The organism is Novosphingobium tardum (assembly GCF_042652045.1).
Classification (GTDB): domain Bacteria; phylum Pseudomonadota; class Alphaproteobacteria; order Sphingomonadales; family Sphingomonadaceae; genus Novosphingobium; species Novosphingobium tardum.
The window spans coordinates 625,667-639,931 of the sequence record NZ_JBHSDR010000006.1 but is presented as its reverse complement, the minus strand read 5'-3'; the positions used below and the strand labels follow the sequence as shown (position 1 = coordinate 639,931).

The window sequence follows — 14,265 nt, the reverse complement described above, 5'->3', positions numbered from 1 at the left end:
AGCCGATCACCCTCTCCGATTCAAGTCAGTCGATCGTACCGATCAGGTCGCCGACCTGATAGACTTCGCCTTCGGTGCCGGTCGGGTGAATGATCCCCGCGTCCTGCGCCTCGACCTCGTTCGTGCTCTTGTCCGTCTCGACGGTGTAGATCACGTCGCCGACGTTCACCTGATCGCCGTCGCCGAACATCCATTCGACCAACGTCATCTCGGTGATGCTCATCCCCAACTTGGGGATGCGGATCTCGGTCGCCATCGGTTCAGCCCTTTCCAACGCTGGCCTTGATCGCCTCGACGATCTGCGGCTTCGTGGGGATCCACGCCTGCTCCAGCGACGAGGCGAAGGGGACGGGCGAGAAGGTTCCGCCGATCCGCAGCACCGGTCCCTTGAGGTTGTCCCAAGCCTTTTCCTGAATGATCGAGGCGATTTCCGCTCCCGTGCCGAAGGGGCGGACCGCTTCGTGCAGGGTGATCGCGCGCCCGGTCTTGCGGACCGAAGCGAGCACCGTCTCTTCGTCGAACGGAGCGATAGTGCGAAGATCGACCACTTCGACCGACACGCCTTCCTTGGCAAGGTCTTCGGCGACCGCGAGCGCGTCGAGCACTGTGCGGCCATAGGTGATGAGCGAAAGGTCCGTGCCTTCGCGGGCGATCGCCGCCTTGCCGAGCGGCACCCGATAGCCCGGACCCGGGTCCTCTGACTTCAGGCCATAGCAAAGGATGTTCTCGATGAAGATCACCGGATCGTTGCAGTCGATCGAGGCGCGCATCAGCCCTTTCGCGTCGGCAGCATTCGACGGCGTGACGACCTTGATCCCCGCTACGTGGGCGAACCACGCCTCGAGCATGTCGGAGTGCTGGCCGCCAAAGCCCACACCGACGCCGGTGGTGGTGCGGATGACCAGCGGGCAATTGGTCTGGCCGCCGGACATGAAGCGAAGCTTTGCCGCGTGATTGACGATCTGGTCCATGCACACGCCGACGAAGTTCATCAGCATGATTTCGGCGATGGGGCGCTGGCCGGCCAGCGCCGCGCCGACTGCCGCACCGATGATCGCGGTTTCCGAAATCGGCGTCGCGCGGACCCGGTTCATGCCGTATTTCTCGCTAAGGCCGGCGGTAATCTTGAACACGCCTCCGCCCTGCTTGGCCGAGACATCCTCGCCAAGGCAGAACACGCCCGCATCCTCGGCCATCGCTTCGTCAATGGCCGAATTGAGGGCCTGGGTCATTGTGATCGCGCCCATCAGGCCATCTCCTCCTCGAACACGTCGATTTTCAGTTCCTCCGGACCGGGGGGAGGCGCGGCGAGCGCCTTCTCCACGGCCGCGTCGATCTCGGCGTCGATCTCGGCGACGATCCGGTCGAGTTCTTCCTCGGTGAACTGGCGATCCAGCATCACCTTCCGCAGCTTGGGCAGCGGATCCTCGCGGTTCATCTCCGCGATATGCTCAGGCGGCATGTACGAGAAGTCGGCACCGAAGAAGTGGCCCATCATGCGATAGCACATGGCCTCGATCAGGGTCGGCCCCTCGCCGGCGCGGGCGCGTTCGACAGCGTCGCGCGCCGCACCGTACATCGCTTCGACGTCGTTGCCGTCGACCGTCACGCCCTTCATGCCGTAGCCCTCGGCGCGCTGGGCGATCGACTTGCTGTCGGTATGGTCGGCGAAGGCGGTATGTTCGCCGTAGCGGTTGTTCTGGCACAGGAAAACGACCGGCAGCTTGTAGAGCTGGGCCATGTTCATCGCTTCGTGGAAGCCACCGATGTTGCTGGCTCCGTCGCCGAAGCTGACCACGGTGACCTTTCCGTCGCCGTTGTTCTGGCTCGCCATGGCGAGGCCGTTGGCGATCGGAAGGCCGGAACCGACGACACCCGTCGTCACCATGATCCCCTTGTCCGGATCGGTGATATGCATCGTTCCGCCCTTGCCCTTGCAGGTGCCGGTAACCCGGCCCAGGCATTCGGCCCACCACTTCTCGATCGGGATGCCCTTGGCGGTCTGCTCGCCCTGTCCACGATAAGTGCAGACGACATAGTCGTCCTCTTCAAGCGCGGCCATCATTGCAGCGGAGACAAGTTCCTGTCCCCGCACGCAGTAATACATGACGGCCACCTTGCCGCCCATCAGGAGCGAGCGGAACTTCTCGTCCGTGCGGTTGACCTTCATCGTTCGGGTATAGATGTCGAGCAGCTTGTCGCGGTCGATCTGGGACATGGGCGGTTTCTCTCGCTTGGCTTGCTGGGTGATCAGAACTGGACGCGCTGGGTAAAGCCGCCGTCGATCACCAGGTTGGCCCCGGTCATGTAGGGGCAGGCGGGGCTGGCTACGAAGACCACTGCCTTGGCGACCTCGTCGGGCTCGCCGTAGCGGCCCATCGGCATCTTCGCGAGGGTCGCCTCGTACAGCGCGGGCATGTGCTGCTTGATCGTCTCCCAGTTGCCGCCCTCATAATAGATGGCGCCGGGGGAGACGGTGTTCACGCGGATCTTCTGCGCGGCGAGCGCCTGGCTCAACTGCGAACCATAGGTGATGAGCGCGGCCTTCAGCGCGTTGAACGGCTGCGGCGCGATGAACGTCTCGAACGCCGCGGTCGACGACATGAAGACGATCGATCCTGTGCCGCTTTCGGCGAGCCTGGGGGTGAGGACCTCGACCGCAAGCGCGGCGCCCATGATGTCCATGTCCAGGCCCTTCTGCCAGTCGCCGGTTCCGCCAGTACCCGAGGAACTGGCCATGTGGACGAAGATGTCGCAGCCGCCGAGCGTATCGGCCGCCTTGGCGAGCCAGTCCTTGTACGCGTCGTGCCCGCTGGCCATGTCGAAGACTTCACCGTGGACCTTGCCCGAACCGGCTTCGGAGATCGCCTTCTTGGCGGCCTCGATCTTGTCTTCCTTGCGGCTGAAGAAGGCGACGTCGGCTCCTTCGGCTGCAAAGTGCTTGAGCGAGGCGAGTCCGAGGCCGTGCGCGCCCCCGTTCATGATCACCTTTTTGCCGGAAAGTCCCAGATCCATCGCCCATGCTCCTCTGTTGGTTTACGCGGTCCAATACCGGTTAGGGGAATGCGTATGGCATAATAATCACCAAAAGTAAGAGCCGCGTTAGAATTGTGGCTCCGATCTGGAGATTTCGTCAGGGTACGGTTGCCGCTCGCTTCATCTGCTGCGCCGTCCAGGCAAAGATCGCCAGCGAACCGAGACCGCCGAGCGCGCACACGGCAAAGACAGCGGCCTTGAGCGCGTCGGGCCCGAACTGCGGGGTCCAGCGATCGCTCAACCAGCCGATGAGCCCTGCGCTGAACGCCTGTCCGACGAGGTTGTTGAAGAACAGCGCCATCGCGACGCCGAACGCGCGCTCGCTCGCGTCCAGCGATGTCTGCAGCAGCGACAGGATCGGCGCCTGGCTTAACAGGAACACGCCATAGCTGAATGCAAACAGCGCCAGGAACGCGCCAAAGCCGCCCGCCATCAGGCCCATCGCCAACGGAATGAGGCAGGCGGTGCTTGCCAGCCCGGGCAGCCAGGCGCGCCAGCGTTCGTCGCGCTTCACCAGCCAGTCGGTAAGATACCCGCCGATGATCGGGCCGGGAATTCCCCCAACGACAAAGGCCAGCCCCAGGAACAGGCCCACCATTCCGATCGACACCCCGAAGCCTCGCAGCATGATCGGCGCCATCCAGATCGCGATCGCGTAGCCGATCATGATCTGGACCGAGAATCCCGCGACAAGTCCGACGTACACGCGGTTGCGCAGGAGCTTGCGAATCGTCTCGCCCAGCGGGCGCTGGACCGCCTCGGCGGCGCCGCCAAGCGCGTAGCGGCCGCGCTCGGGTTCGCGAATCGTGGTGTAGATCAGTATGCCGAGGAGGATACCCGGCATGCCGAGCAGCACGAAGGCCATGCGCCAGCCGAACCGTTCGGCGAGCATGCCGCCCGCGACCAGTCCCGCTGCCGTTCCCAGGGTCGCCCCCAGTGTCAGGAAGCCCATCGCGCGGGCAAGCTGGTCGCGGCGAAAATAGTCGGCCAGCAGCGATTGCCCGGCGGGCCCGCTGCCAGCCTCTCCGATCCCCACCCCCATTCGCGCGGCGAACAACGACACGAAACCGACGGCCGCCCCACACAGCATCGTCATCAGGCTCCACACCGAGAGCGAGGCGGCGACGATCGTGCGCCGCGTCGCCCGGTCGGCGAGGCGCGCGAAGGGGAAGCCGAAGGTGATGTAGAGCAGCGAGAACGCGGCGCCGGTCAGCAAGCCCAGCTCGCCGTCGGTCAGGACGAACTCGGCCTTTATGTCCTCCAGCAGGATCGACAGCACCAGCCTGTCCGCCACGCTGAACAGGCTGGTGAGAGTCAGGACTCCGAGAACGTACCAGCGATAGACGCCGTCAGTGCCAGGCTCAGTGGTGGGGGCGCGCATAGAGTCCGTTGTCGATCGGTATTTCCATTCCGGTCAGAAAGCGCGCTTCATCGGACGCGAGGTAGAGCACCATGTTGGCGACATCGCGCGGGGCGCCCAGTGCATCGGCGGGCAGCGCGCCGGACGGGACGGGCTGTTCCTGTCCCGCGCGTCCTGAAATCGCCTGGACCATCGGCGTCTCGATGCCGCCCGGCATGAGTGCGTTGCAGCGGATGCCGTAGCCCTTGTCCTGGCAATGCATGGCGATCGATTTGGTCATCGAGCGGATAGCGCCCTTCGCGGCCGAGTAGGCGACGATTGTTCCGTAACCCATCAGCGAGGCGGTGGAGGCCATGTTGATGATCGACCCGCCGCCCGATTTGATCATCAGCGGCAGCGCATACTTGCAGCCGAAGAACGTGCCTTCGACGTGGATCGCCATCTGAAGGCGGAAATTCTCGGCCGAGCAGTCCTCGATCGATTCGAAGATCACGTTGCCGGCGTTGTTGACGAGAATGTCGAGCCGGCCATGGAGCCGCTCCACCTCGGCAATGGCTTCCTTCCACCGCTGCTCGTCGCGGACGTCCTGCGCCAGCGCGGTTCCGCCGATGCTGTCGGCGACCGCCTGTGCTTTCGATAGATCGATATCGGTAAGGACAACCTTCGCGCCTTCTTCGGCAAGACGCTCGCAATCGGCCTTGCCAAGTCCCATGGCGCCGCCCGTCACTAGCGCGACCTTGCCCGCTACCCGTCCAGTCATCCTACGCTCCACTTGTTGTTATGCGCGGCACCGTAGCGGTTGGGGACACGGGCCAATACCGTCAAAAGCGCTTACCTTGGGGGAGGGGATCGGGTGGGAGGTCAGACGGCCTCATCCACCCCGCGCTCAAACCGCGAAGGGCGGGTGTCCAGTGTTCCTAATGGTTTTGCTAGATTGTGCGCGGACAAGGCGGCGCGTAGAAAGTGCAATAGGCATCGGCGGAATCCGCGGCGCCGCGTTGACAGCGAAGCGACAGGCTTCGGCGACGGAAATGGGGAGGGCAGCGATGATGCGTTCGGCAATCAATGGCCGCAAGGCGGCTTTCTATCGTACCGGCATGCTGGCATCGGCGGCGACAATCGCCTTAGCGGTCCCGCATGCGGCATTCGCTCAGACAGAGCCGCAAGCCTCTGAAGCGGCAGCGCCGCTGGGCAACGAGATCATCGTTACCGCGCGCAAGGCGAACGAAACCCTTCAGGAAGTGCCTGTCACCGTCTCGGTCGTCGATCGCAAGACTCTCGACGACTATCACGTCAACCACGTCGAAGACGTCGCCAGCCGCGTCCCCACCCTCAACGTCCAGATCGGCGGATCCGGCTCGGGCGGCCAACTGTCACTTCGCGGCGTAGGCTCATCTAACATCTCGGCCGCCTTCGACTCGGCGGTCGCGTTCGACTTCGACGGTGTGCAGATCAGCACGATGCGGCTGGTGCAGGCCGGCTTCTTCGACGTGGGCCAGGTCGAAGTTCTCAAGGGCCCACAGTCCCTCTATTTCGGCAAGAGCGCGACGGCCGGCGTGCTGTCGCTGAAATCCGCCGAGCCGACCCGGACCTGGGAAGCAGCTGCAAAGGCATCGTACGAATTCGAGGAGAAGGGCAAGGTCGTCGGCGGCTATGTCTCCGGCCCGCTTGGCGATGATCTCGGGATCCGGCTTGCCGCGCAATACACCGACATCGATCGCTTCCAGCGTCTTCAGGTCGGCACACCCGCGGTGAAAAACCCGCGCACGCTGAAGGATATCGTCGGGCGCCTGACCCTCAACTGGCAGCCGCAGGACAGGTTCACCGCGAACCTCAAGGTCCAGTACGTTCACACGGAAAACGATGGCGCGATCGCCCAGTCGGATATCTACTGCGGCGCCAATGGCCGGGCCGACGAGATATATCTTCTTCAGGGGGCGGTTGCGTTTCCCGCCGGGTACGACTGCAAGACGAACAACGGCCGTTACTACCTGACCGACACGAACCCGGCGCTGGCCAAGTCCGTGCCCAATTTCTCGCGCGCGCAGGGCTACAACGGCGTGCCCTTCGGCGAGACGGACCTGTACTTCGCCCGCATGCGCTTCGACCTCGACATGTCGGATACGATCAAGCTGACGTCGATTTCGGGCTTCGTCGATCTCAACGCGATCGACGTCGACAACTATTCGTACGGTGGCATCGGGCCCGCCTTCTCGCCGGTCGGCAATCTTCTGGGCCGGCCGCTTTCGGCCTTCGCACCCGCGCTCGCTGCCATCAACGGGCCCGGCGTCCCGGGCGGGGTAGGAACCAGCGATCCCGTGAACAAGCTGCGCCAGTACACACAGGAACTGCGGCTCGCGAGCAACTTCGACGGGCCAATCAACTTCCTTGTCGGCGCATTCTACGAAAATCGCCGGTTCGTCTTCAACACCGCGCAGCAGGCGGTGAATATCTCGCTCATCGCGCCCGATCCGGTCACCGGATACACGTTCGACTATCGCAAGATCCAGGTGACCAAGACCGACGCTTATTCAGCGTTCGGCAGCCTGACCTTCACGCCGACCGACCAGCTCGAAATATCGGGCGGCGTCCGCTACACGAAGGAAGACAAGACCAACACGATCAGCATTCCCTACGTCCATTCGATCCTGTCGGCGGGTGCGTTCGTGAAGAGCGGGTTCTTCTCGGGCCCGATCGAGTTTCACGACACGAACTTCTCGCCCGAAGCGACGGTCAAGTACAAGGTCACGCCGACGATCAACGTCTTCGCGTCGGTCAAGACCGGCTACAAGTCGGGCGGCGTTGACAACAGCGCGCTTCCCAGCAACTCGCTGCTCGGTTTTGCCAGCCCGGACCCGCTGGTCCAGGCGGCCACCGCGCGCAGCCTCGTCTTTAAGTCGGAGAAGGCCAAGGGCGGTGAGATCGGCTTCAAGTCCGAATTTGCCGGGCGCACGCTGACCTTGAACGGCACCGCCTATTACTATGTGTTCAAGGACCTGCAGGTGCAGTCGTTTAACGCCACGACCGTTCAGTTCGTGACGCAGAACGCGGGCGAAGTCACCACCAAGGGCGTCGATCTCGAAATGCGCTGGCGCACGCCTCTTGAAGGCCTGAACCTGTCGACGAACCTCTCGTTCCTCAACGGCAAGTTCACCAAGGACTTCTTCAACCCGGGTCCCGACGGCAAGTCAGGCACGGCCGACGACATCAACCTCAACGGCCGGAAGGTCGCGCGCGCGCCCAACCTTTCCGGCAACGTCGGCTTCGACTGGACCGCTCCCGTCGGCGAAGATCTGTCGCTGGGGCTGAGCGGGAACATGACCTATTCGGGCAAGTACTTCACCAATAACAGCACGTTGAGCGACTACGTCCAGAAGTCGTGGACGACCTTCGACGCGCGTGTGTCCTTCGGGCAGCGCGACGATCGCTGGCGGGTGGCCGTTGTCGGGGTGAACTTGGCCGACAAGCTCTACACCAACACCTCGGGTGGCCGTCCCTTCCTGGCGCCGGCAAATCCCTATGGCGTGCCGGTGGGCGACGACCAGATCCTGACCCAGAACCGTGGTCGCCAGATTTTCGTCGAAGCCAGCATGAAGTTCTGATTGCAGAACGAAAGGCCGGTTATCCGGCAATGGAGGACCGCGGCGACCCAAGCGCCGCGGTCCTTTTTCATGCGGGCAACGGGAAAAAGCAGCGCGGCGGCGCGCATGTGCCTGCGGTCACAGCGCGGTGGGATGTTCCCCGGTATCAGAATCTAGCGACCCTAGCGGTGGTGCAAACTGCCGCAACTTAAAGCCCCCGTCCGTCACCGGGCGGGGGCCTTTTTTATGCGTGTCAGAGCGTGCGAATGATCGCCGAGAAATCGAGCCCGGCGTTACCCGCCTTGGCGAATTCGTCGTACAGTTCCTCGGCACGCGCTCCCATCGGTACGTCGGCTCCTGCGCTTTGCGCGGCGGCAAGCGCAAGTTTGAGGTCCTTGAGCATCAGGCCAGCGGCAAAACCGCCCTGATAGTCGTTGTCGGCAGGGGTCTGCGGGCCGACGCCCGGAAGCGGGCAGTAGCTCGTCATCGACCAGGACTGACCCGACGCCTTGGACGAGATGTCGAAGAACACCTGCGGGTCGAGGCCCAGCTTCTGTGCCAGGTTGAACGCCTCACAAGTGGCGATCATCGTCGATCCGAGGATTAGGTTGTTGCAGATCTTCGCGGCCTGCCCGGCGCCCGCGCCGCCCGCATGGATAACTGCCTTGCCCATCGCCGACAGGATCGGCTCGGCACGGGCGAAGGCCTCGTCGCTGCCGCCGACCATGAAAGTCAACGTTCCGCCATTTGCCGCCGCGATCCCGCCGGAAACGGGCGCGTCGACCATGGGGTAACCGGCCTTCTCGGCCGCATCGGCAACCTTGCGCGCCGTCGCCACGTCGATCGTCGAGCAGTCGAGCAGCAGCGCGCCAGCGGGGGCCTTGCCGATCACGTCGCCGGTGTAGAGGTCATCGACGATCTTGCCGTTGGGCAGCATCGTCACGACCGCGTCCACGCCGTCCAGCGTATCGCCGGCTGCGGTGAAGGTCTGCGCTCCATTCTCCTTCGCCCGGGCCAGCGCCTCTGCGCTGAGATCGAAGGCGCGGACCTCGTGACCCGCCTTGACCAGGTTGGCGGCCATGCCGCCGCCCATGTTGCCGAGACCGATGAATGCGATTTTCATGTGCTTACTTTCCCGTCCAGTTGCCCGGGCGCTTCTCGACGAAGGCGGCCATGCCCTCAGTCTGGTCCTCGCTCCCGAACAGCGAGTGGAAGACGCGACGCTCGAACAATACGCCTTGCTGCAATGTCATTTCGTAGGCGGCGTTGACCTGTTCCTTTACCGCGATCGCGGCCAGCGGCGGCATTGCGGCAATCTCGTTCGCCAGCTTCAGCGCTGCATCGAGGAGTTCCGCTGCGGGAACGACGCGCGCGACAAGGCCCGATGTCTCGGCTTCGGCAGCCCCCATCATCCGCCCGGTCAGGCACATTTCCATCGACTTCGCCTTGCCGATCGCGCGGGTCAGGCGCTGCGAGCCGCCCATGCCCGGCGAAACGCCAAGTTTGATCTCCGGCTGCCCGAATTTGGCATTGTCGCCGGCGATGATGAGGTCGGCCATCATTGCCAGCTCGCAGCCGCCGCCCAGCGCGAAGCCGGCAACCGCCGCGATCCACGGCTTGCGCGTTGCGGTGATGCGATCGTATCCGGCGAAGAAGTTGCTGCCGTACATGTCGCCGAAGCTTTGCGGCTGCATTTCCTTGATGTCTGCGCCGGCGGCAAACGCCTTTTCACCGCTTCCGGTCAGCACCGCGCAACGCTGCGACGGGTCGGCATCGAATGCGGCGAATGCCTGGATGAGGTCGGTGAGGACCTGGCTGTTGAGCGCGTTGAGCGCCTGCGGGCGATTGAGCGTGATCAGCGTCACCGCGCCGCGCTGTTCGACCAGGATCGTCTCGAAACTCATAGGGGCTTCCATTCCTCGTTGGCGGGCAGGGGCGCGAAAATCGCGTCGAGCAGGCTCTCGGTCACGTCCTCGGGCGCCGCGGGGTTCCACTGCGGGGCATTGTCCTTGTCCACGATCACCGCGCGCACGCCTTCGGTGAAGTCGGGACGGAGCAGGACACGGCTGGCGATCCGGTATTCCATCGTCATGTTCGCGCCGAAATCGGCGCAATGCTTGCCCAGGGCGAGTTGGCGCAGCGCAACCTTGCAGGTCTGCGGGCTCTTGGTCGCTAGCGCCGCAAGCTCCTTCTCCGCCCATTCGCCGCCATCGGCACGAAGCGCGGCGAGAATGTCCTCGTAGCGATCAGAGGCGAACAGCCGGTCTATCGCTTCGGAATTGGCGGCGATCCGCGCCGGGGTGGGGATCGTTGCCAGTTCGCCGAGAATCTGTGGGCAGTGATGCGGGTCGGAGGCGATGCGCGCCTTGGCCTGCGCCAAACCCTCGCTCGACAGGTAATGCGTGGCCAGCCCGGCCCAGAGGCATTCGGCTCCGTCGAGCCGCGCACCGGTTAGCGCCAAAAATTGGCCGATCCTTCCCTTGAGATGCGACAGGTACCAGCCGCCCCCAACGTCGGGAAACAGGCCGATGCCGGTTTCGGGCATGGCGAGCCGCGTGTTCTCGGTCGCGACGCGGAACTTGGCTGGCTGGGAAATGCCCACGCCGCCACCCATGGTGATCCCGTCCATGAACGCGACCACCGGCTTGGGGTAAGTGAAGATGAGGTGGTTGAGCTGGTACTCGTCGTGGAAGAACTTGCGCCCGGAAACGCCGCCGTCGTTCAGCGCCGAATTGCGCAGGAAGGCGATGTCGCCGCCGGCGCAGAACCCGCGTCCTTCGGCATGGTCGATGATCACGACCTCGACCGCCGGATCGTCGCGCCATTCGAGCAAAGCGGCGGTCATCGCATGGACCATGTCGAGGGTCAGCGCATGGATCGCCTTGGGGCGATTGAGCGACAGGAAACCGGCCGCGTCCTGGCGGCGGACAAGGACGTCCTGGGTTGGCTGCGCGGTCATTGGCGCAGCAGGTCCCGGCCCACGATCATCCGCATTACCTGGTTTGTCCCTTCGAGAATGGAATGGACCCGCAGATCGCGCCAGAAGCGTTCGATCGGATAGTCCTTGAGATAGCCGTAACCGCCGTGGAGCTGCAGCGCGCGGTCGACGATCGAACTGCCGTTATCGGTGGCGAGCCGCTTGGCCATTGCCGAAAAGCGCGACTTGTCGGGCGCATTCGCGGAGACCTTGGCTGCGGCCATGTAGAGCAGCGCCCGCGCCGATTCGAGATCGGTGGCCATGTCGGCGAGGGTGAACTGCGTGTTCTGGAATTCGGCGACCGGCTGGCCGAACTGCTGGCGTTCCTTGGTGTAGCGAACCGCTTCGTCGAGGCAGCGCTGGGCACCGCCGAGCGAGCAGGCGCCGATGTTCAGCCGACCGCCGTCGAGGCCCATCATCGCGAAGCGAAAGCCGTCGCCCTCAGCACCCACACGATTCTCCACCGGAACGCGCACATTGTCGAAAATCACCTGTGCGGTCGGGCTGGCATTCCAGCCCAGCTTTCGTTCGGGCGCGCCGAAGCTGACGCCGGCCATGTCCTTTTCGATCACCAGGGTCGAGATGCCCTTGGGGCCGTCCTGCCCGGTGCGCACCATCGTCACGTAGACGTCGTTGACGCCGCCGCCCGAGATGAACTGCTTGGTTCCGTTGACGACGTAGTGATCGCCGTCGAGCCGCGCGGCGGTGCGCAACGCCGCGGCGTCGGACCCGCTGCCCGGCTCGGTCAGGCAGTAGCCTGCCATCTTCTCCATCGTCACCAGGTCGGGGAGGTACTTTGCCTTGACCGCTTCCCCGCCGAACGCGTCGATCATCCAGCTCGCCATGTTGTGGATCGAGATGAATGCGCTCGTCGCGGGGCAGCCATAGGCCATCGCTTCCATGATCAGCGCGGCTTCCAGCCGACCCAGGCCAATCCCGCCGCTTTCCTCGGAAACATAGATCGCGGCGAAGCCGAGCTCTGCGGCAGACTTGATCGTGGCGCGGGGAAACTCGTGATCCTCGTCCCATTTCGCGGCAAACGGTGTGATGGCGTCGGCAGTGAAGCGCCTTGCCATTTCCTGGATCGCCAGCTGGTCTTCGGTCAGGCTGAACTGGTCGGTCATCGGTCCCCGTTCGTGATGGTGTCGGTGCAGCCAGCCGAAGCTGGCCGACCGGATCGAGTCAAGTCAGACGCACTTCTTGTACTTGAAGGGCCCCGGCGCGGCGTCCTGGCCGTATTCGCGGCGGATCAGGGTCTTGCCGCCGTCCTGCACGTCGAGCACTTCGTCCCGGGTCCAGTTCATGCCTTCGCCGGTAAAGGAAATCCCCGCGCGCAGGCGGGTGTCCGAACGTTCCTTGATCGCGCCGATCGTGCCGCGCGATTCGTAGAACTTCAGCGTGGTGGCGTCGATTGTCAGGAGACCCTTGGCGTCGCCGCGGGTCGAGGTGCAATCCGCCGGGACCAGGCCCCAACGGCCCTGCAGGGCCACCGGAATAGTCTGCGCTGCCGGACTGCCAGTTGCCTCGGGCGACGGGGCCGGCGGACTTGGCACCGGTGAAACTTCCGCATTGGTCGTCGCTTCGGCTGCCGGAGCGCTGGCCGTAGATGACGTTTCCGCTTCGGCCGCGCCCGTTTCGGACGCAGCGGGCGTCACCGGCTGCTGAGAGCAGGCCATCAGCGCGAACGTTGCAACGGCGGCGGACAGAGCGGCACGGTTCATGCGAATTTTCCTTTGACGAGATGAAGGGGCTGGCGGGGTTGCCATGCGCTGACAACCCCCGGCACATCGATGCCGTTCCGAACCCCGGCTTCACCCCATCGTGGGAATGACGAAGGCGTTGGCGCCATCGCCCACGCCGCCGTCGGGCCAGCGGGCGGTGACGGTCTTGACCTTGGTCCAGAACTTCACGCCTTCCATGCCGTGCTGGTTGGTGTCGCCGAAGGCAGAGCGCTTCCAGCCGCCGAAGGTATGATAGGCGACCGGCACCGGGATCGGCACGTTGATTCCGACCATGCCGACGTTGACCCGGGCGGCGAATTCGCGCGCGGCGTGGCCATTGCGGGTGAAGATCGCCACACCGTTGCCGTACTGGTGCTTGCTTGGCAGCGACAGCGCCGTTTCGAAATCGGGCGCGCGAACCATCTGCAGCACCGGACCGAAGATCTCCTCGCGGTAGCTCTCCATGTCTGGGGTCACGTGGTCGATCAGGGTGGGGCCGATGAAGAAACCTTCCTCGTGGCCCTGGAGGCTGAACCCGCGGCCGTCGACGATGATCTCGCCGCCCTCGTCGGCGCACTTCTGGATCCAGCCTTCGACCTTCGCCTTGTGCGCCGCGGTGACGACGGGACCGTAATGCGCTTCGCTGTCGGTCGAGATACCGACGCGCAGCGCTTCGATCGCGGGGATCAGCTTGGCCTTCAGCCGCTCGGCGGTGTCGTCGCCGACCGGCACCACGACGGGAAGCGCCATGCAGCGCTCACCCGCCGAACCGAAGGCCGCGCCGGCCAGATCGTTGACCACCTGGTCGAGATCGGCGTCGGGCATCACGATGCCGTGGTTCTTCGCCCCGCCCATCGCCTGGACGCGCTTACCGGCGGCCACGCCCCGATTGTAAACGTAATGCGCGATGTCCGAACTGCCGACGAAGCTGATCGCGCCGATCGCGGGATGGTCGAGGATGGCGTCGACCATTTCCTTGTCGCCGTTGACGACCTGGCAGATGCCTTCGGGCAGGCCCGCCTCGAGGAACAGTTCGGCCAGCCGGACGGGGACCGAGGGGTCGCGCTCGCTGGGTTTGATGATGAAGGCGTTGCCGGTGGCGATGGCCACGCCCGACATCCACAGAGGGATCATCGCGGGGAAATTGAACGGGGTGATCCCTGCGCCGATGCCGATCGGCTGGCGCATCGAATAGACGTCGATGCCCGGGCCAGCGCCCTGGGTGTACTCGCCCTTGAGGACGTGCGGAATGCCGCAGCAGAACTCGATCACTTCCAGGCCGCGCTGGATGTCGCCCTTGCTGTCGGCGATCACCTTGCCGTGTTCGGAGCTGAGCAGCTCGGCGAGGCTGTCGATATTCGCTTCGACGAGGCGCTTGAACTCGAACATCACGCGGGCGCGGCGCTGCGGGTTGGTCATCGCCCAACCCGGTTGCGCGGCCTGAGCCGCCGCCACGGCGCGGTCGAGGACTGCAGCATCGCCAAGCGCGACGCGGGCCTGGACGCCGCCGTTGTTGGGATCGAAGATGTCGGACATCCGACCGCCTGAAGTCGCACCGCCACCGGCGATGAGATGATCGATCTGACGCAT

Annotated in this window: 13 protein-coding genes; 1 reads left to right on the top strand and 12 read right to left on the bottom strand. The window is 64.4% G+C overall.

What is annotated here, in order from left to right; genetic code table 11:
- Positions 1-25 precede the first annotated feature (25 nt).
- From ACFO0A_RS11010 to ACFO0A_RS10985, 6 genes are all read right to left on the bottom strand, one after another.
- Positions 26-256, bottom strand: a complete 231-nt coding sequence (locus ACFO0A_RS11010; protein ID WP_379539052.1) for a biotin/lipoyl-containing protein — start codon at positions 254-256, stop codon at positions 26-28.
- A 4-nt stretch (positions 257-260) separates the two neighbouring features.
- On the bottom strand, positions 261-1,247 hold the full coding sequence (locus tag ACFO0A_RS11005; protein ID WP_379539051.1) for an alpha-ketoacid dehydrogenase subunit beta: 987 nt from the start codon (positions 1,245-1,247) through the stop codon (positions 261-263).
- Positions 1,247-2,218 (bottom strand): thiamine pyrophosphate-dependent dehydrogenase E1 component subunit alpha, encoded by a 972-nt coding sequence (locus tag ACFO0A_RS11000; protein WP_379539050.1) that lies wholly within the window; start codon positions 2,216-2,218, stop codon positions 1,247-1,249. Before ACFO0A_RS11000 ends, ACFO0A_RS11005 begins: the two co-directional genes overlap by 1 nt.
- A gap of 32 nt (positions 2,219-2,250) precedes the next feature.
- Positions 2,251-3,015, bottom strand: a complete 765-nt coding sequence (locus ACFO0A_RS10995; protein ID WP_379539049.1) for an SDR family NAD(P)-dependent oxidoreductase — start codon at positions 3,013-3,015, stop codon at positions 2,251-2,253.
- Between the two features lie 118 nt (positions 3,016-3,133).
- Complete coding sequence (locus ACFO0A_RS10990) at positions 3,134-4,417, bottom strand: spinster family MFS transporter (RefSeq protein WP_379539048.1); 1,284 nt, start codon at positions 4,415-4,417, stop codon at positions 3,134-3,136.
- Positions 4,398-5,156: an SDR family oxidoreductase gene (locus tag ACFO0A_RS10985; protein ID WP_379539047.1), complete on the bottom strand. Its 759-nt coding sequence runs from the start codon at positions 5,154-5,156 to the stop codon at positions 4,398-4,400. The genes ACFO0A_RS10990 and ACFO0A_RS10985 overlap by 20 nt, the downstream gene beginning before the upstream one ends.
- Before the next feature lie 286 nt (positions 5,157-5,442).
- On the opposite strand from ACFO0A_RS10985, the gene ACFO0A_RS10980 reads away from it, so the two are divergent.
- On the top strand, positions 5,443-7,998 hold the full coding sequence (locus ACFO0A_RS10980; protein WP_379539046.1) for a TonB-dependent receptor: 2,556 nt from the start codon (positions 5,443-5,445) through the stop codon (positions 7,996-7,998).
- A 232-nt stretch (positions 7,999-8,230) separates the two neighbouring features.
- Here the strand turns inward: ACFO0A_RS10980 and mmsB are convergent, their stop codons facing one another.
- From mmsB to ACFO0A_RS10950, 6 genes are all read right to left on the bottom strand, one after another.
- Positions 8,231-9,160 carry a 3-hydroxyisobutyrate dehydrogenase gene (gene mmsB / locus ACFO0A_RS10975; protein WP_379539650.1) on the bottom strand — a complete coding sequence of 310 codons (930 nt, stop codon included), beginning with the start codon at positions 9,158-9,160 and terminating at the stop codon, positions 8,231-8,233.
- Complete coding sequence (locus ACFO0A_RS10970) at positions 9,105-9,881, bottom strand: enoyl-CoA hydratase-related protein (protein WP_379539045.1); 777 nt, start codon at positions 9,879-9,881, stop codon at positions 9,105-9,107. The genes mmsB and ACFO0A_RS10970 overlap by 56 nt, the downstream gene beginning before the upstream one ends.
- Positions 9,878-10,936 (bottom strand): enoyl-CoA hydratase/isomerase family protein, encoded by a 1,059-nt coding sequence (locus ACFO0A_RS10965; RefSeq protein ID WP_379539044.1) that lies wholly within the window; start codon positions 10,934-10,936, stop codon positions 9,878-9,880. Before ACFO0A_RS10965 ends, ACFO0A_RS10970 begins: the two co-directional genes overlap by 4 nt.
- Positions 10,933-12,078, bottom strand: a complete 1,146-nt coding sequence (locus ACFO0A_RS10960; RefSeq protein WP_379539043.1) for an acyl-CoA dehydrogenase family protein — start codon at positions 12,076-12,078, stop codon at positions 10,933-10,935. The genes ACFO0A_RS10965 and ACFO0A_RS10960 overlap by 4 nt, the downstream gene beginning before the upstream one ends.
- Positions 12,079-12,141: 63 nt before the next feature.
- Positions 12,142-12,675 (bottom strand): hypothetical protein, encoded by a 534-nt coding sequence (locus tag ACFO0A_RS10955; protein ID WP_379539042.1) that lies wholly within the window; start codon positions 12,673-12,675, stop codon positions 12,142-12,144.
- 90 nt (positions 12,676-12,765) lie between these two features.
- Entirely contained in the window at positions 12,766-14,265 is a 1,500-nt protein-coding gene (locus tag ACFO0A_RS10950; protein WP_379539041.1) for a CoA-acylating methylmalonate-semialdehyde dehydrogenase, read from the bottom strand.